Source organism: Candidatus Accumulibacter aalborgensis (genome assembly GCF_900089955.1).
Lineage (GTDB): Bacteria > Pseudomonadota > Gammaproteobacteria > Burkholderiales > Rhodocyclaceae > Accumulibacter > Accumulibacter aalborgensis.
On record NZ_FLQX01000107.1, the window covers coordinates 90,031 to 107,142 of the forward strand.

Sequence of the window (17,112 nt, forward strand, 5' to 3'; positions counted from 1 at the left end):
ATACAAAAAGGACGGCGATCTCCTCACCGTGAATCCGGATTTGCCTTGTCTCCTCTTCCGCCGTTCTCGGCCACTCGGCAAGCCGGCCGCCCGAAACTAGGGCAAGGACTTGAACTGGCCGTCGCTGATCACCAACAGGAAGGTGTCGCGCTGGGTGTCGCCGTGGGCATCAAAGCGAATCGGCAACTGCGCGCCGGCAAAGTCGCCGTGCGCGAGAATCGCCTGCTTGACGCTCTGGCCAGCGCTCCGGCTGGTGAGGGCATCGAGGGCCACGTTGGTGGCGTCGAAAGCGGTCAGTCCGGGGAAGCCCGGATCGTGCGCGAAGCGCTCGCGGTAGGCGCGGGAAAATGCCAGGTACGCTGGCGCGCGGCTCTCGCGGTCAACGTATTGGGCAACGATGACTCCTTCGGCAGCCCGGCCACCGAGCTCGATCAGTTGCTCGGTGGCCGCCCATTCGGCGGTGGCGAGGCGAACCCCTGCGTCGCGCCTGCGGATCTGCTGGAGGAGCAAAGCGGTGTCGACCGAATTGGCGATGATCAGCACCCCGTCGGGCTCGCTGGCCAGCACGGCGAGGGCCAGGTCAGCCAGTGCGTTGCTGGCATCGAAGCCGACCTCACCGACGATGCGCCCGCCCAGAGCCTCGAAGGCCTTCCGGAAATCGCCCGCCCAGCTCTCGCTGTAGGCCTTGTTGCGGAGATCGTAGACCAAGACCACGCGGCGCAGTCCTTGCCGCCGAAAGTGATACTCCGCCGATCGGAAGACGTGCGTTGCCGTCGGCGCCACGACGCGGAAAAACTGGTCATCGAGGCCGGTCAGCGCGTTGGTCGTCGCGGTCGGCGAAATCAGCACAATCCCGGCCGCGTTGAGCTGCGGCAGCACGGCCACCGCCATGGCGCTGGTCATCGGACCAACGATCAGCTCGACCTTGCGCGCCAGAAGTCGGGTTACCGCCTGCCTGGCCACCTCGGCGTCCTGCTGGTCATCCTCGGCGATCAACTCGATCGGTCGACCGTGGATGCCGCCCTGCTGGTTGCGCATCTCGACCGCAAGGATTGCGCCATTACGACCCCCGATTCCGAGATCGGCGACGCGTCCCGAAAGACCGCCCAGGAAGCCGATTCGCACCGGCTCGGGTGGCGCGCAGGCGACTATGCCGAGCAGGACCGTGGCCATCGCTGCAACGGCGAGCAGCCAGATCCGCCGCGCCCGCCCGATCAATCCGGCTGACAAAATTGTGGGTAAAGGCATGCGAGTCTCCGTCGGGGCCGCTTCCCCGGCCGCCAGGCGGGATTGGACCTTGATCATTGTAGTGGAGTCCGCACCAGGAAAGCGACGTTTGAGCGACCATCGTGGCCGTTCTCGCCGACGCTGGCATGGCCTTTTGACGCGGGCCAACGAAAATTCAAACAAAGCGCTCGCAAGGGCTGGCCTATGGGCAGCAAACGATTGAACTGCCTGACATATAGGCGTTATCATTGCCGCGGTCGCAGATCATCGATCTGGCGTTGAATTCCCGGAACAGAAAATATCCCATTGGAGAGAGACAGATGGACAAGAAAACTCCGCCGCTCGCACCGGCCAGCGAAAGCAGCATTGCGACAGGAACAAGCTCAGCCGAAGGCGTGGCGCCTGCTACCGCCAAACCGGCAGCGCGAGCCCCCCGAGCGCGAGCAGTGCAGCCCCGCAAGGCGTCGGCCGGTGATGTGGCGCCGGCACACACGGCCAGCGCGATGGAAGCGTTTGACGTCGCCGAAGCTGCCAGTGCGGCGATCGAGCAGAAGAAAGTTGCTTTGAGTGACATCATCGCGCACGCCCCGATCGGCGACACGGCTTCGCTGGCCAAGACGCTCGAAGCGATCATGACCGGCGCGTCGCCCGACGACGCTGAGGCCTTGCGCAAGGCTTTGCTCGGCAAGGATTCACCGGCGGCAGCGAAGCCGGCGACCAGCCCGGACGACGAACTGGCCAGCGGCTGGCGAGACAACAATTCCTACCCCTATCGCAATCTGATGTCGCGCCGGGCGTACGAAAAGCAGAAATATCGCCTGCAGGTCGAACTGATCAAGATGCAGAACTGGGTCAAGGAGACCGGGCAACGGGTGGTCGTGATCTTCGAGGGACGCGATGCGGCGGGCAAGGGGGGCTCGATCAAGCGCTTCACCGAGAACCTCAACCCGCGCGGCGGGCGCGTCATGGCGCTCGAGAAACCGACGCAGGAGGAACGCGGCCAGTGGTACTTCCAGCGCTACGTGCGTCACCTGCCGACTGCCGGCGAGATCGTTTTCTGCGACCGCTCGTGGTACAACCGTGCCGGCGTCGAGCGCGTGATGGGTTTCTGCACGGAAACCGAGTACGCCGAGTTCATGCGCCAGACACCGGAAGTCGAACGTACGCTGGTGCGCAGCGGCATCCACCTGATCAAGTTCTGGTTCTCGGTCAGCCGCAAGGAGCAGCGCCGCCGCTTCAAGGAGCGCCAGGTGCACCCGCTCAAACAGTGGAAGCTGTCACCGATCGACCTCGCCTCGCTCGACAAGTGGGACGACTACACCAAGGCCAAGGAGGCGATGTTCTTCCATACCGATACCGCCGAGACGCCGTGGACGGTGGTCAAGTCCGACTGCAAGAAGCGTGCACGGCTGAACGCCATGCGCTACGTCCTGCACAAGCTCAATTACACCGGCAAGGACATCGACGCCATCGGTCCGATCGATCCGCTGCTCGTCGGTCGTCCGCATGTGGTTTACGAACCCAGCGGATCGGTGCACCCCGAAGTCGACCACCGACCGATCCTCTAGCCCGAGCGGCGACCGAGTGCAAGCCGCACCAGGGGCGCCGCAAGCGCCCCTTTTTTTGCCAACCCACCGCTTGCTTTTGCGATGAGATGAGCTGTGGCCACCCTTCATCTGCAGCAGTTTGCTACTCGCCATGTCGGTCCGCTCGAACTCTGTATCGCCGCCGGCGAGTGCGTTGGTCTGCACGGGGCATCCGGCAGCGGCAAGACGCTTCTCTTGCGCGCCATTGCCGATCTCGACCCGCATCAGGGAGAGGCGTCGCTCGATGGCGCCGCCAGCTCGAGCTTGCCTGCTCCCGACTGGCGACGTTCGGTGGCCTTGGTGATCGCCGAAAGCCAGTGGTGGTGCGAACATGTCGGCGAGCATTTCGACCACGGCGTCAACGATGCCTGGCTGGAACAGCTCGGCCTGCCCGCAGCCGCGATGGCCTGGGAAGTTTCCCGCTGCTCGACCGGCGAAAGGCAGCGGCTCGCCTTGTTGCGCACCTTGATGCACGAGCCTGCCGCGCTATTGCTGGATGAGCCGACCGGCAATCTCGACCTGGAGAGCACACGCCGCGTCGAGGCCTTGCTCGATGACTATCGCCGGCAACGACAGGCGGCACTGTTGTGGGTCAGCCACGACCCCGGCCAGATTGCGCGTGTCGCTCGACGCAGTTTCCTCCTGCGCGACGGCAAGCTGGAAGACGAGCTGCGACCATGAACGCGATCGTCCTCTCTCCACTCGACCTTGCGCTCGCCGCGCTCCTGGTCCTCGCCCTGGCCGGACTGTCGTGGCACATGCGCATCGGTGTCGAACGACAACTTCTGGTTTCTGCCGCCCGCAGCACGCTTCAGTTATTCCTGATTGGCCTGGTCCTCAAGGTCCTCTTCGACAACGCTCATCTGGTCTGGGTGGCGCTGATGGCTGGCGTGATGATCGCCGTCGCCGGGCGCGAGGTGATGGTCCGCCAGAAGCGCCGCCTGCTGGGCTGGCGGGGATTCGGCGTCGGTACGCTGTCGATGTTCGTCTCGTCGTTCTCGGTCACCGTGCTGGCGCTGGTCCTGGTCATTGGCACCACTCCCTGGTACGCACCGCAATATGCCATACCGCTGCTCGGCATGATCCTCGGCAACACCATGAACGGCATCTCGCTGGGACTCGACCGCTTGACCCAGGACGCCGCGCAGAAGCGCCAGATTCTCGAAAGCCGGCTGGCGCTGGGTCAGTGCTGGCAACGGGCGATCTCGGATAGCCGCCGCGAGGCGATCCGGGTCGGCCTGATCCCGATTGTCAATGCCATGTCCGCCGCCGGCATCGTCAGCCTGCCGGGGATGATGACCGGCCAGATACTCGCCGGCACGCCCCCGGTCGAAGCGGTCAAGTATCAGATCCTGGTGATGTTTCTGATTGCTGGTGGAACCGGATTGGGGACCGTGGTGGCGGTCAGCCTGGCCGCCCGGCGCCTCTTCGACGAACGCCACCGCTTGCGACTCGACCGGCTGGGCACGCCCGTCAAGTGACCGGAGATTTGTGCTACTCTCGAAGAGTGGGGTAAGAAAGTGCTTCCATGGTTGCAGCAACCATTCTCATTGTCGATGACGAGCCGACCAACCTGTCGTTGCTGACGCAGTTGGTCAGCATCCGGGCGCTGGCCCAACTAGCCGAAACACGCGACCCGGAAACCGGCAATCACATTCAACGCACGCAAGAGTTCGTCCGGCTGTTGGCCTTGCGGCTGAGACATCCCGTTGCCGTGCGCCTGATGACGGCGGCCGACGTCTTCGACGATTTCATCGCCATCGCCGAACGCTACAGCGAAGCCGGCTGACGGCCAACGCGGGCGAGCTGACGAAAGAACGGCCATGAACCCGGAACAGGATCAGCAAGCACTGCGCGCGGCAGCCGAGGCGGCGCTGGCGCAACGGCCCGCAGGCCTGGCGCCGGGTGAGGTAGACGGGCAACGCCTGCTGCACGACATGCAGGTTGCGGTCGACCGCGAGTTGGCAATGATCGGCCTCAAACAACAGGCCAATGCGCTGTCGCAGCAACTCGGCCAGACGCCGTTCAAGCTGGACTTCGTCGACCCGCCGACGCCGGGCGTGACCGCGGATGCGAACCCATCCGCTGACCGAGCGCCGCCATGAGCCGCCGCCTGCCTGTCCGGCCGGCCGTCGTGGGACGGCGCCAGGACGACGGGGCAGCACGGCATCCCGCGCGGCGGCGTCCGCTGCTGGGCGCTCTGCTGGTGACCCTCTTCGTGGCCTGCGTACCGCGAGCGGCCCCTGCCGTCGAACGAGTAGCCATCTGTCACGGAGCGTTTGCCTCGTTGTTGATTCCGCTGGCCAAGCGACAGGATTTCTATGCCGCCGAGGGCGTCGAAGTCGATGCGGCCGCCCATTGGGAGCCGAACATTCAGATGCTGGCAGCAGAATTCGGTGTCAAGGCAAAGACATTCAGCGTTCCCGGCCTGCACGTCGGTCCTTTCCTGCTGCTCGGTGGGCGAGATTACCTGCGCCAGAACCGCGCTACCGTCGAGCGCGTCCTGCGCGCCCTGATCCGCGCCGAGGGCTTCGCCAAGGAGCAGCCGGAAAAAGCCATGACTATGATGATGGGTATCAACGTGGTGGGCCGGGATGATGTCAAATTGGTGTGGTCGGTAAACGATTTTCGCGTCACGCTTGACCAGTCACTGCTCTTTTCGCTGGAGAATGTGGCCCGTTGGGCCATCGCCTGGCTACCCGTCGTGCAGCGGCCGGCAATGCCGAACTACCTCGATTTCATTGACGTCGACGGACTACTGGCGGTCAAGCCAGCCGCGGTCACGATCATTCATTGAGCCGGCAAGCATGCTCATCAAGACCCAGCTCCGTCTGGCAGCGCTACTACCCGCCGTCTTTGCGCTGCTGATTGCCGCTATCCTGTGGGGCGTGGCGCAGAAGGTCGACGATGCGCAAGAGCAGGCCAAAGTCGCCGCCCAGATACGTATAGCGAATTTCGAACTCGGCATCCTCACCCAGGAGTACTTGCTGTATGGTACCTCCCGGTCGGCAAGTCAGTTGTTGCGTCGTCATCAAATGATGGGCGATTTGCTTGCCGGAGCTGAATTCGACCGAACCGGGGAACCCGATGAAATCGAGGGACACGAACTGGTCGCAACGCTGCGGCAGAGCCACAAGGAACTTGGCACCTTGTACAAGCTGCTGCTGGAAAACTCGACGGCAAATCGCGAGCAGATTGCCGGCGCCTTGCTGGTCAGATCGCACGACATCCGCGCCAGGGCAGAGCGCCTTGCCGACATCCAGAATGCGCAGATTGTGGCACTCCAGCGAGCCGCGAACCGCATTGTCATCGTCGCCCTATCCGTGTTGGCCGGTTTGAGCATGGTCTTGCTGACCGTGATGTCGCGGCGGCTGGTGAGCGGTCTCGGCACGCTGGCGGACGGGGCACAACGGGTTGCCGAAGGTGACTTCGAACATCAGATACAGACCGACACGGCCGACGAAATTGGCGCCCTGGCGAATTCTTTGAACCGTATGAGTGGCCGGCTGCGCATCTCGCATACCTCGATCGACAAGCTGAAAGATGAAATTGCCGAACGCAAGGACGCTGAAACCCGTCTCGCCGCGAATATGGCCTGGCAAGCCGCAGAACAGGCTACTGCCTTGGAAGAGCAGCGCCAGGCCAGGCTGGCGGCACTGAACCTGATCGAAGACGCCATTGCCGCCCGTTGCCTGAGCGAGGCAGCGACCGCATCGCTGCAGGAGAGCCTCGCCCGCCACCAGGCGATCACCCGGTCGGCCTACGAAGCGATCATCACCTCCGACAGCGCGGGCAATATTGCGGGCTGGAACCGGGGCGCGACGACCCTCTTTGGCTACACGGAAGCGGAAGCGATGGGGCAACCGATGACCGTGCTGATCCCGGAACGATACCGCGCAGCGCATCTTGCCGGAATGAGTCGCGTCGCGGCTGGTGAAAAGACCCGCTTGATCGGCAGGAGGGTTGAACTGCAGGGAGTGCGCAAGGACGACAGCGAGTTTCCGCTGGAACTTACCCTCGCCCGCTGGGAGACCGACGCGGACTGGTTCGTCACCGCGATCATCGGCGACATCAGCGAACGCAAACTTGCCGACGCTGCGCGCCGCGCAGCGGAAGAGGACTTGATCAAAAGCCGGTCGCAACTGCAGAAGCTCTCGCTGGCCGTTGAACAAAGCCCGGAGAGCATCCTGATCACTGATATCGACGCTCGTATCGAGTACGTGAACGACGCCTTCGTTCGTACGTCGGGTTATAGCCGCGACGAAGTGCTTGGCCGCAACCCGCGCCTCCTGCGCTCGGGCAAGACCCCGCGCGAAACCTACGTGGCGATGTGGAAAGCGCTGGCCCAGGGCCAGCTATGGAAGGGGCAGTTCCACAACCGCCGGAAAGACGGCAGCGAGTATGTCGAATTCGCCATCGTCACGCCGCTGCGCCAGCCCGACGGGACGGTCAGCCACTTTGTCGCGGTGAAGGAAGACATTACCGAGAAGAAGCGCGTCGGCGACGAGCTTGATCATTACCGCGACCATCTGGAAGAACTGGTCGAGCAGCGCACGCGGGAACTGACCGTGGCGCGGCAGCAGGCCGACGCCGCCAACCAGGCCAAGAGCGCCTTCCTCGCCAACATGAGCCACGAGATCCGCACGCCGATGAACGCCATCATCGGCCTCACCCACTTGATCAAGCGCGCCGGGACGACGCCCGAACAGGAAGAGCGGCTCGCCAAGATCGACGGTGCCGGACGTCACCTGCTGTCGATCATCAATGACATCCTTGACTTGTCGAAGATCGAGGCCGGCAAAATCCAACTGGAAAGCGTCAATTTCCACCTCTCGGAAGTCCTCGACAGTGTCGCCTCGATCATCGGACAGGCGGCAGGGGCCAAGGGCTTGCGGATCGAAACGGACGGCAGTACCGTTCCCTTGTGGCTGTGCGGTGACGTCACGCGGCTGCGCCAGGCGCTGCTCAACTACGCCAGCAATGCCGTCAAATTCAGCTACCAGGGTGCCGTCGTCCTGCGTGCCGTCCTGCTCGAGGACGACGGTGCCGGATTGCTCGTACGCTTCGAAGTGCAGGACGCGGGAATCGGCATCGACCGTCAAGAGGTGGGCCGGCTGTTCGAAGCTTTTGTGCAGGCGGACAGTTCGACCACGCGCAGATACGGCGGCACCGGGCTCGGCCTGGTGATCACCCGGCACATGGCCGAATTGATGGGTGGCCAGGTCGGCATTGACAGCACTCCGGGGGTGGGCAGCCTCTTCTGGTTTACGGCCCGCCTGCAGCGCGGCCATGGCGTCATACCCAGCGTACCGATCCCGTATGCGCAGGATGTCGAGACGCAATTGCGCCGCGACCATGCCGGCGCACGGTTGCTGCTGGCCGAAGACAACCCGATCAACCGCGAGGTGGTGTTGGAACTGCTGCATGCTGTGGGCTTGGCGGTGGACACTGCGGTCGACGGCCGCGAAGCCGTGGCCAGGGTCCAGGCGAACGACTACCGGCTGATCCTGATGGATATGCAGATGCCGAACATGGATGGCCTTGAAGCCACCCGCGCCATTCGCGCCCTGCCGGGCGGGGAGAACAAGCCGATCCTGGCGATGACGGCCAATGTCTTCGATGAGGATCGACATGCCTGCGCGGCGGTAGGGATGAACGATTTCATCGCCAAGCCGGTCAATCCCGACGCCCTCTACCAGACATTGCTGTCGTGGCTATCGGTGGCGCCGCCGATCGCAGCACGGCGTTTGATCACCGCCGCGACCGCTGCGCCAGCCATCGCAAGGAACGACGGCCAGACCCTGCCTAGGCTGCTGGCCGATTTCGGCGGACTCGATGCCCGGCGGGGGCTCGCCGTCCTGCGCGGCAATGGGCGCCTGTATCTTGCGCTGTTGCGACAGTTCGCCAGCGGCCATCGTGAGGACGCGCGACAGATGGGCGAGGACCTTGCGGCGGGGCGCATCGATGCGGCCCGGCAACGGGCGCACGCGCTCAAGGGGGCAGCCGGGAGTCTGGCTGCCACGCGAATTCAGGCCACTGCCGGGGCCATCGAAAAGGCCTTGCACGACGCCGACCCGGCAGCGACCCTGCTGCTCCTGCGCGATCGTTTGCAAGCCGAGCAGAACGCGCTGGACGAAGTTCTCGCGCAACTGCCCAACACGACAAGCGAAGGCGACCAGCGCCCGGCCGACCCTGGCGGGGCGCGGACGGTGCTCAACGAGCTGAGATTTCTGCTCGCCCGCGACGATACGGCGGCAGGCGATCTGTTCGCGGCCAGCCGGCCGTTGTTGCTGGCCACGCTAGGCACGGCGGCACTATCGCTAGAACGACAAATCGAGACCTTTGATTATCCCTCCGCGCTGGCTGCGGTGGGCAAACTGATCCGGCAAACACCGGAGAACTGACGAGGCGAAGCCATGAACGAAGTTGCTGACACGAGAAATTCATTCTCCGCCGATGCCACCATCCTCGTCGTCGATGACGAGCCGGCCAATCTCGCCGTACTCAATGAGGTACTGCAGCCTTATTTCCGTGTTCGGGTCGTCCGTTCGGGCGCCGATGCACTACGCGCGGTCGCCACCGAGCCTTGGCCGGACCTCATGCTGCTCGATGTCATGATGCCGGAAATGGATGGTTACAAGGTGCTGGCACGTTTGCGCGAAGCACCGGCCAACCGCGACTTGCCGGTGATCTTCGTCACCGCGATGGATTCGATTGAAAATGAGCGGCGCGGGCTCGAACTCGGCGCTGTCGATTACATCACCAAGCCGATCAGCCCTGCCATCGTCCTCGCCCGGGTACGCAACCAGCTCGAACTCAAGCGTGCGCGCGACTGGCTGGCCAATCAAAACGCCTATTTGAGCAAAGAGGTGGAGCGGCGCGTGCAGGAAAATCAGCAGGCCCAGCTTCAATTACTGCAGTCCGAAAAGCTGGCAGCCATAGGCTTGCTGGCTGCTGGTCTGGCTCATGAGATCAATAATCCCGTGTGCTTTGTCAGATCCAATCTGGGCTCCCTGGCAGGCTATTTGCAGGACCTCTTCGATCTGCTCGACGCCTATGGCGCACTCGAGAAAAGCTGCCCAGCGGATGCCCTGCCGTCGACCATAAGAGATCTCAAGATACGGACTGATTACGCCTTCATTCGGCAAGACTGTGGTCAGTTGATTTCGGAGTCCCAGGAAGGGATAGGCCGTGTCGCTCAGCTGGTGAGCGATCTGAAGAGCTTTTCGCGAGCCGATGATAAACAGTGGCGGTCGGTCATTCTGCATACCGGACTCGACTCCACCCTGAATATTATCGGCAACGAGATCAAGTACCACTGCACCTTGAAAAAGGCTTACGGAAACATTCCCGAGGTTTATTGCCTTCCTTCACAGATCAACCAGGTCTTCCTGAATTTGCTGGTCAACGCAGCCCAGGCCATACCAGGAAAAGGCGAAATCACGATCACCACCGGACAAGCCGGCAGCGAAGTCTTTGTAACGATTGCCGACACCGGCGCTGGCATAGCCAACGAAGACTTGCCCCGTTTGTTCGATCCGTTCTTCACCACCAAGCCGGTCGGCCAGGGGACCGGGCTTGGCCTTTCGATTGCCTATGGCATCGTGCAGAAGCACCTGGGTCGCATCGACGTCAAAAGCACGGTCGGCAAGGGAACAGCGTTCACGGTCTGGCTACCGATCAAGCCATCGCCGGCGACTTCATCCGCTGAGTAAGCGGTCAAGCCTCGCAGGCGACTGCCGGGATGGCTCAGTCGTTCTTCATCTCTTCCGCCATGTCGCGCATTGTCTTTCTCGGCGTTGTCAAATCCAGCCTGGGACAAGGTGCCGCAGAATTGTTGATGATCACCAAATGCCCTTGGGGAACTTTCTTCTGGACTTCGTCGTTGAGCGAAACGGTATCCATTGGAATGGGTGCGCGAGTGCCCCGCCAGACCAGCTCGTTGGCTGGCGAATAGATCAGATAGCACGCCGAAGATGCCGCAGTTGAAACGACAAGTGCCAGAAAAGCGAATATTGCCTTCATCGGTAGACCTCTTGATAGTTCTGCGACGACCTGCGAGCGTGCTGGTGAGCGCTGTAATCGTAGCTCAACTTGTCAACGGCGTACAGTCGAGGGAGGACGTTTGGCAGGCAGTCGGCGGTCGACACCTCAGAGGTAACGCGTCACGTCGTCAAAATTGATCTTCTGCGGAGACGGCAGTTCCGTGCGCGCGACGCGCGCCAGAACAAAAGCTCTGCGCATGGGTGGCGAACCGCTCAGTTCGGCAACGGCAAAATCGACGTCGGCAGCCGGGTCGGTGCTGGTTTCATCGAGCATCACGTTCATTGGGCTGAGCCGCAATCGCCTTGGCTCGATGTGCAGGTAACGTTGCGGGTGGTCAAGCACCGACTTCAGGCATTCGAGTTCCGCTTCCAGTACCGATTCACTGCCGCCTAGCGTTTCCAGTTGCCGCTCGTTTTCCAGCAGTTCCACCTGCAGTCTGGCCTGCTCGCTGCGCGGCGCCGGCGCATCGCCGAGCATTGATCCGAGTCCTGGCCCGTGCTGCTGAAGCAAGCGCAGGCGTGCCCGGATCAGCGAACGAGTCCCCTGCAGTTCCAGTCTTTCGACCCGCTCGGCGCCTATCTCGGACAAGGCGTGGGCAACCAGATACTCGAAGACCTCGACGCCCACGACACGGCGTAGCAGCGCCTGGTCGCGGTCGCAGAGGCGCGCCCGGTGGTCCGAAAAGCTCACGCTGGTCTGCGCCACATCGCGCTGCACCATGTCTCCGTGCATCGCCATCCCGAAGACGCGCTGCTCGTTGAAGGCCATGCCCAGGACCAGGTAGGCCTCATTGATTTCCGGGAACCTGTCGAAGAGGGTGCGCAGACTTTCCGAGCGGCCGAGGACGGCCGGGATATCCGACGGTGCGACGAAGAATGCCCGCAGGGCCGGATCGGACGACCAAAGCGCAGATGAAACCGGTCGCACGGCCGGCAGCGCCTGGACCTGCGCGCCGAGGAATTCGACCGTGGTCTCGACGGAAGCGGTCAGGCGCTTGTGGCAGTTCGACAGCAGCTTGAGTCGGGGATTGGTCAGTGTGATCGCTTGGTCGACAGCCCAGCGGACCGTCTCGTCGGATAGCCTATCCGGATCGAATTGACCGGCCCGATTCTTGAACCAGTCGAGAATTCCCATTTTCCGCATCCTCCGATGAAAAAGTTGCTTGTCGATATGTCTGCCCGCCTGCTGGCGGCTGCTGATGATCCCGTGCAAGATGGTGACTCCCGCTATCTGGCAGCAGGTACTGCCATCGGGACCGCGATCTGTACCCGGTGAACCTGACTTGACGAGTGGCAGGTCGGTGGCTGCCTTTATCTTACATCCTGTCAGGCCACTTCGGTTTGACACGATCAATGGCCAGTCCCCCTGCAGATACGCCGGGTAGGGTCAGGGTATAATCTGTAGCGCATCTTGCCACCCGCTTTCCCTTTCTGTGCTGATGCTGCGAAACGCCTGACTCTGGTCCGACAGAGCAGGAGACTAGGGGAATAGAATGGACGCTGGCTTCTCTGACATCGACGTCACTTTGCGCGACGGGCGTGTGGTGCACTTCCGGGCTGTCGGCACTGCCGACGAGCGTGAACTTCTGCAGGCCTTCGAGCGGCTGAGCCCGGAGATCCTCTACATGCGCTTCATGCACGTTGTCCGGGAACCCAACCTGGACCGCTTGCGGAAGCGCCTGGCATCCTTTCCGGAGAGCGGCGTCGGGATGGTCGCTACGGTGCCGGCTGCCGACGGGATCGATATCGTCGGCGGCGCCTTCTTTGTGATCGGCAATGACTCGGCGACCTGCGAGTTCGCGATCACCGTGTCGCCTGACTATGGCCGGACGGGGCTCGGGCAAGCACTCATGAGCCTGCTCATTGATGCCGCGAAACGGCGCGGGCTCAAGGAGATGGCGGGTTTCGTGCTGGCGGTCAACGGGCCGATGTTGCGACTCGCTGCCCGCCTCGGCTTTGTCATCTCACCGGACCCCGACGACTGGTCGGTCAAAATTTGCCGGCTGCAGCTCGATGGCCTGTCGCAGGCCCAGCCTTGATTACCCACTGAGGAGCACCATAAATGACGCAGATCAACCCCACCGAAGCGTTCTTTCTCGACCTTGAGAAGAAGGTGAAAGGGCCGGCAGGCGCGCTCGAAGGCAAGAAAGCGCTGGTCATCGGAATCGCCAACAACCAGTCCATCGCCTACGGCTGCGCGCTCGCTTTCCGCGCGCTAGGCGCCAGCGTCGCGATGACCTACCTCAACGAAAAGAGCAAGCCGTACACCCAGTCGCTGGCCGATCACCTGGGTGTCGATCCGGCGCTTTATCTGCCCTGCGATGTGCGCGTCCCAGGGCAGCTCGAGGCCGTTTTCGACGCGATCGGCAGAACCTGGGGCAAACTCGACATCGCACTACATTCCATCGCCTTCGCGCCACGCGAGGACCTCCATGGCCGAGTCACCGATTGCTCGCGCGACGGATTCCTGATGGCCATGGACGTTTCCTGTCACTCGTTCATCCGCATGGCGAAACTCGCCGAGCCGCTGATGACCGACGGAGGCTCGCTGTTCACAATGAGCTACTACGGTGCCGAGAAGGTGGTCGATCGATACAACCTCATGGGCCCGGTGAAAGCGGCGCTGGAGGCATCCGCAAGGTATCTTGCCGCCGAGCTGGGGCCGAAGGGGATTCGTGTGCACCCGATCTCGCCTGGCCCGATCAAGACTCGGGCGGCTACCGGCATCGATCGCTTCGACGAGTTGATGGATATGGCCGCGGCGCGCGCACCGAGCCGCATGTTGGTGACCATCGAGGATGTCGGCATGGCAACGGCCTTCCTCGCTTCGGACTACGCCAAGCTCATCACCGGCGAGACGATGCACATCGACGGCGGCTATCACATCGTCGGTTGAACGAGGCTCACCTCGCCCTCACACCCTCGTAGTCAGCCCGGCAAATGCGCAGTTCTGTGTTCACAGGGCCAGCAGTTTGCGGGTGTGGTGGGCGATCATCAACTCTTCGTTGGTCGGCACCACCCACGCCGAGACCCGGCTGCCGGTACGGCTGATGCGCAGGCTACCCTGCTCATTGGCAGCCTCATCGATTTCGACGCCCAGCCAGGACGCTTTTTCGCAAACGAGTTGGCGAATACGGGCGCTGTTTTCGCCAATCCCGGCGGTGAACACCAGTGCGTCGAGGCCGCCGAGAACGGCGGCGAGCGCGCCCAGTTCGCGGCTGATGCGGTAGACAAAATGCTCGATCGCCAGCCGGGCACGCGGCGCGTCGCTGGCCAGCAGAACACGCATATCGTTGCCGATACCCGACAGGCCGAGCAGGCCGGAGCGCTTGTAGAGCAGATCCTCGATCTCTTTGGCGCTCAAGCCTTCCTGCTGGAGCAGGTAGAGGACGATGCCGGGATCCATGTTGCCCGGCCGGGTGCCCATCAGCAGACCGTCGAGCGCGGTGAAGCCCATCGAACTCGTCACACTGCGACCGTCATGGATCGCGCACATGCTGGCGCCGCTGCCCAGGTGGGCGACGACCACCCGCCCGCTGGCAATCTCGGGCGCGACGGATGGCAGGGTTGTGGCGATGTATTCGTAGGACAGCCCATGGAAGCCGTAACGCCGGATACCGCGCTCGTAGTATTCGTAGGGCAGACCATACAACTGCCCGACGATGTCCTGGCTGCGGTGGAAAGCGGTATCGAAGCAGGCGACTTGCGGCAGGTCCGGCTGCACCTCCTGCACGGCGCGGATCGCGGCCAGGTTGTGCGGCTGATGCAGTGGCGCCAGCGGCACGTAGGTTTCCAGCCGGGTCATTGCCGCCGGCGTGATCAGCAGTGGTGCCGAGTACTCGGGGCCGCCATGCACCACCCGGTGACCGACGCCGGCCAGGACGCTGCCCTGAAAACGCGAGCGCAGCAGTCCGGCAATTCGCTGCAGTGCCTGCGCATGGGTGGCCACCTCGCTCATGTCCCACTGTTCGTCGACCATCCGCTCGCCGGCGCCGTCCTTGACCTTGAGGCGTGGCGCCGTTCCCAGGCCCTCGATCTGGCCGACGGCAACAGGATGCATCGACCCGGCCGCCGGTAGCGCAAATACCGAAAACTTGAGGCTTGACGAGCCGGCATTGAGTACCAGTATCACTTTTTCCATCTCAGGCTCCTGTCTTCTTTGGCGATTGACCTGCCGCCGCACTGGCCATCAGGCAGGCCACCGCGCACGAGGCAAGTTTGGTCCGTTCGTTGTCGGCCCGGCTGGTCAGGATGATCGGCACGCGTGCGCCGAGCACGATACCGGCGCCATCGGCATGGCTCATGAAGGTGAGCTGCTTGGCGAGGATGTTGCCGGCCGCGAGATCAGGGACGAGAAGGATATCCGGATCGCCAGCGACAACCGAATCGATCTTTTTGATCCGTGCGGCTTCCTTGCTGATCGCGTTGTCGAAGGCCAGCGGACCATCGACCAGCGCGCCGGTAATCTGGCCGCGGTCGGCCATCTTGCACAGCGAGGCGGCGTCGGTCGTGCAAACCATCCGTGAATTGACTCCCTCGACCGCACAAATGATCGCCACCTTGGGTCGCGCAATGCCCAGGACGAGTGCCAGATCGATCGCGTTCTGGCAGATGTCGCGCTTGGTATCGAGATCGGGAGCGATGTTGATCGCCGCGTCGGTGACTATCAGCGGCTTGTGGTAGGTCGGTACGTCCATCAAAAAGGCGTGCGTGATGCGCCGCTCGGTGCGCAGCCCGGTGTCCCGATGGACCACTGCGCTCATCAGTTCGTCGGTGTGCAGGCTGCCCTTCATCAGTGCCGCCGCCTTACCAAGGCGAACCAGTTCAACGGCCCGAAAAGCGGCTGCATGGCTGTGCGCCACGTCTTCGATCTGCACGTCGGCAAGATCGAAGCCGTGCTGCTCGGCGAGCGCGTGCAGCCTGGCCAGCGGTCCGACCAGAATCGGTTCGATCAGTCTCGCGCGCCTGGCCTGCAAGGCCGCGCCGAGCGAAGATTGGTCACAGGGATGCACGACTGCCACCGCCACCGGTGGCAGTTGCCGGCAGCGTTCGATGAGCGTCTCGAAGCGGTCGTGGCTCTGGATCGATACCTGCGCCGCGTCCGGACGTTCCATCGTGATCCTGACCTCTGGTGCGACTACCCGGGCGGTGCCGGTCATGATCGTCTCACCGCGTGCGTTGAGGCCGCGGCAGTCGAAGGTCACTCGCCGGCGTGCGGCATCCCTGGCTGTGACGGTGATCGAGATCGTCACCTGCTCACCGATAGGCACCGGTGCCAGAAACTCCAGATCCTGCCCCGAGTGTACCGTTCCCGGGCCAGGGAGCTGGTTGCCGAGCAGGCCGGAAACCAGCGCGCCCAGCCACATGCCGTGTGCGCCGAGGTCGGATGGGCCGAGCTGCCGGTCGAGTTCGCTGTCCAACTGCGTTGGACTGATGTCGCCCGAAACGGCCGCGAAAAGCTGTACATCGCGCAAGGTCAGGGTGTGGGTGATGCTCGCCGAGTCGCCGATGTGTATTTCGTCGAAGCACCGATTCCGGAGGGTTTGTGAGTTCATGATCTGCTCGCTGGAGGGAGGGAGAATAGGTATGCGATCGGCGCTGGATCTCCGCGCGCACCCTTCACGGCACTGATCATTATAGCTTGGCCGGCGCGAGACGAATCGGCGACCGAAATCAGGACCGTTCCCGGACCTTGGGCCGATGCGAGTCTCCCTTGTGGCCGGCCAGAATGCGCGGGCGCCAGGTGGCGGGCGGGGAGCCCACTCACTCCACGAAGGCTCGACTGAATGCATTCGTGCTGGAGTACAGTCTGTTCGGCATCGCAACGCAGTGATGTCTGGAAGAAACCCTGATAGACTTAAACATGGTCCGGTAAAGAACGACAAGAGGCCGGGCAGCCTGTCGGATTTTTCAGTGCCTGCCAAGATATATGCCATGGAGGTTTGTCTCTGAGTTACCGGGTTCCCCATCTCCAACTTCATCGTCGTCGGCCGAGAGACCGACTTTATGCCGTAGTCGAGGGGGTTGCACCAGGGTCACTTGGCTCCCAAGGCAGCCAGCCACTCCAGATTTCCCCAGCAGGAGCCGTCATGTCGTCGATCTCATTATCGTATTCCGCTGTAGCGCAAGCGGTCCGGCGGGCCACCCTGGGTCTGGCCGGCGTGGCGCTTCTGTTCACGGCAGCTTGTGAAAAGGAGAAGCCGGCGGCGGCGCCGCCGCCGGTAGTGGAAGTGGTGACGGTGGCGCAGCAGGAC

14 protein-coding genes and 1 pseudogene are annotated in these 17,112 nt (G+C 62.9%); 10 read left to right on the forward strand and 5 right to left on the reverse strand.

Annotated features, from left to right (window positions below; genetic code table 11):
- Positions 1-96: 96 nt before the first annotated feature.
- A complete protein-coding gene (locus ACCAA_RS10070; RefSeq protein ID WP_186407113.1) occupies positions 97-1,248 on the reverse strand; it encodes an ABC transporter substrate-binding protein in 1,152 nt (383 codons plus the stop codon).
- Between the two features lie 299 nt (positions 1,249-1,547).
- Between ACCAA_RS10070 and ppk2 the strand changes: the two genes are divergently transcribed.
- From ppk2 to ACCAA_RS10110, 8 genes and pseudogenes are all read left to right on the forward strand, one after another.
- Positions 1,548-2,795 carry a polyphosphate kinase 2 gene (gene ppk2 / locus ACCAA_RS10075; protein ID WP_186407114.1) on the forward strand — a complete coding sequence of 416 codons (1,248 nt, stop codon included), beginning with the start codon at positions 1,548-1,550 and terminating at the stop codon, positions 2,793-2,795.
- A 93-nt stretch (positions 2,796-2,888) separates the two neighbouring features.
- On the forward strand, positions 2,889-3,494 hold the full coding sequence (locus tag ACCAA_RS10080; protein ID WP_186407115.1) for an ABC transporter ATP-binding protein: 606 nt from the start codon (positions 2,889-2,891) through the stop codon (positions 3,492-3,494).
- Positions 3,491-4,294 (forward strand): ABC transporter permease, encoded by an 804-nt coding sequence (locus ACCAA_RS10085; RefSeq protein WP_186407116.1) that lies wholly within the window; start codon positions 3,491-3,493, stop codon positions 4,292-4,294. Before ACCAA_RS10080 ends, ACCAA_RS10085 begins: the two co-directional genes overlap by 4 nt.
- Positions 4,295-4,395: 101 nt before the next feature.
- Positions 4,396-4,518, forward strand: a pseudogene (locus ACCAA_RS10090) (two-component system response regulator); the annotation flags it as partial.
- A gap of 118 nt (positions 4,519-4,636) precedes the next feature.
- The gene (locus ACCAA_RS10095; RefSeq protein WP_186407117.1) at positions 4,637-4,918 is read left to right on the forward strand and encodes a hypothetical protein; all 282 of its coding nucleotides are present in this window, start codon (positions 4,637-4,639) and stop codon (positions 4,916-4,918) included.
- Positions 4,915-5,610, forward strand: coding sequence for a substrate-binding domain-containing protein (locus tag ACCAA_RS10100; RefSeq protein ID WP_186407118.1), 696 nt, complete (start codon positions 4,915-4,917; stop codon positions 5,608-5,610). The genes ACCAA_RS10095 and ACCAA_RS10100 overlap by 4 nt, the downstream gene beginning before the upstream one ends.
- A 10-nt stretch (positions 5,611-5,620) precedes the next feature.
- Entirely contained in the window at positions 5,621-9,217 is a 3,597-nt protein-coding gene (locus ACCAA_RS10105; RefSeq protein WP_186407119.1) for a PAS domain S-box protein, read from the forward strand.
- A 12-nt stretch (positions 9,218-9,229) separates the two neighbouring features.
- Positions 9,230-10,528: a response regulator gene (locus ACCAA_RS10110; protein WP_186407120.1), complete on the forward strand. Its 1,299-nt coding sequence runs from the start codon at positions 9,230-9,232 to the stop codon at positions 10,526-10,528.
- Positions 10,529-10,562: 34 nt separating this feature from the next.
- Here ACCAA_RS10110 and ACCAA_RS10115 read toward each other — a convergent pair whose 3' ends face one another.
- Both ACCAA_RS10115 and ACCAA_RS10120 read right to left on the reverse strand, forming a co-directional pair.
- Positions 10,563-10,838: a hypothetical protein gene (locus ACCAA_RS10115; RefSeq protein ID WP_186407121.1), complete on the reverse strand. Its 276-nt coding sequence runs from the start codon at positions 10,836-10,838 to the stop codon at positions 10,563-10,565.
- A gap of 126 nt (positions 10,839-10,964) precedes the next feature.
- Complete coding sequence (locus tag ACCAA_RS10120; protein ID WP_186407122.1) at positions 10,965-11,993, reverse strand: hypothetical protein; 1,029 nt, start codon at positions 11,991-11,993, stop codon at positions 10,965-10,967.
- A 358-nt stretch (positions 11,994-12,351) separates the two neighbouring features.
- Between ACCAA_RS10120 and ACCAA_RS10125 the strand changes: the two genes are divergently transcribed.
- Positions 12,352-12,897 (forward strand): GNAT family N-acetyltransferase, encoded by a 546-nt coding sequence (locus tag ACCAA_RS10125; protein ID WP_186407123.1) that lies wholly within the window; start codon positions 12,352-12,354, stop codon positions 12,895-12,897.
- 23 nt (positions 12,898-12,920) lie between these two features.
- A complete protein-coding gene (gene fabI / locus ACCAA_RS10130; protein WP_245754527.1) occupies positions 12,921-13,754 on the forward strand; it encodes an enoyl-ACP reductase FabI in 834 nt (277 codons plus the stop codon).
- A gap of 60 nt (positions 13,755-13,814) precedes the next feature.
- Here the strand turns inward: fabI and ACCAA_RS10135 are convergent, their stop codons facing one another.
- Complete coding sequence (locus tag ACCAA_RS10135; protein ID WP_186407124.1) at positions 13,815-14,999, reverse strand: acetate/propionate family kinase; 1,185 nt, start codon at positions 14,997-14,999, stop codon at positions 13,815-13,817.
- Position 15,000: 1 nt separating this feature from the next.
- Complete coding sequence (locus ACCAA_RS10140) at positions 15,001-16,413, reverse strand: bifunctional enoyl-CoA hydratase/phosphate acetyltransferase (protein ID WP_186407125.1); 1,413 nt, start codon at positions 16,411-16,413, stop codon at positions 15,001-15,003.
- Positions 16,414-17,112 lie beyond the last annotated feature (699 nt).

What these genes read in the sequence shown, in the direction of transcription:
- ACCAA_RS10070 (WP_186407113.1), bottom strand. Translation starts at nt 1,248, where the DNA reads ATGCCTTTACCCACAATTTTGTCAGCCGGATTGATCGGGCGGGCGCGG.
- ppk2 (WP_186407114.1), top strand. Translation starts at nt 1,548, where the DNA reads ATGGACAAGAAAACTCCGCCGCTCGCACCGGCCAGCGAAAGCAGCATT.
- ACCAA_RS10085 (WP_186407116.1), top strand. Translation starts at nt 3,491, where the DNA reads ATGAACGCGATCGTCCTCTCTCCACTCGACCTTGCGCTCGCCGCGCTC.
- ACCAA_RS10095 (WP_186407117.1), top strand. Translation starts at nt 4,637, where the DNA reads ATGAACCCGGAACAGGATCAGCAAGCACTGCGCGCGGCAGCCGAGGCG.
- ACCAA_RS10100 (WP_186407118.1), top strand. Translation starts at nt 4,915, where the DNA reads ATGAGCCGCCGCCTGCCTGTCCGGCCGGCCGTCGTGGGACGGCGCCAG.
- ACCAA_RS10105 (WP_186407119.1), top strand. Translation starts at nt 5,621, where the DNA reads ATGCTCATCAAGACCCAGCTCCGTCTGGCAGCGCTACTACCCGCCGTC.
- ACCAA_RS10110 (WP_186407120.1), top strand. Translation starts at nt 9,230, where the DNA reads ATGAACGAAGTTGCTGACACGAGAAATTCATTCTCCGCCGATGCCACC.
- ACCAA_RS10115 (WP_186407121.1), bottom strand. Translation starts at nt 10,838, where the DNA reads ATGAAGGCAATATTCGCTTTTCTGGCACTTGTCGTTTCAACTGCGGCA.
- ACCAA_RS10120 (WP_186407122.1), bottom strand. Translation starts at nt 11,993, where the DNA reads ATGGGAATTCTCGACTGGTTCAAGAATCGGGCCGGTCAATTCGATCCG.
- ACCAA_RS10125 (WP_186407123.1), top strand. Translation starts at nt 12,352, where the DNA reads ATGGACGCTGGCTTCTCTGACATCGACGTCACTTTGCGCGACGGGCGT.
- fabI (WP_245754527.1), top strand. Translation starts at nt 12,921, where the DNA reads ATGACGCAGATCAACCCCACCGAAGCGTTCTTTCTCGACCTTGAGAAG.
- ACCAA_RS10135 (WP_186407124.1), bottom strand. Translation starts at nt 14,999, where the DNA reads ATGGAAAAAGTGATACTGGTACTCAATGCCGGCTCGTCAAGCCTCAAG.
- ACCAA_RS10140 (WP_186407125.1), bottom strand. Translation starts at nt 16,413, where the DNA reads ATGAACTCACAAACCCTCCGGAATCGGTGCTTCGACGAAATACACATC.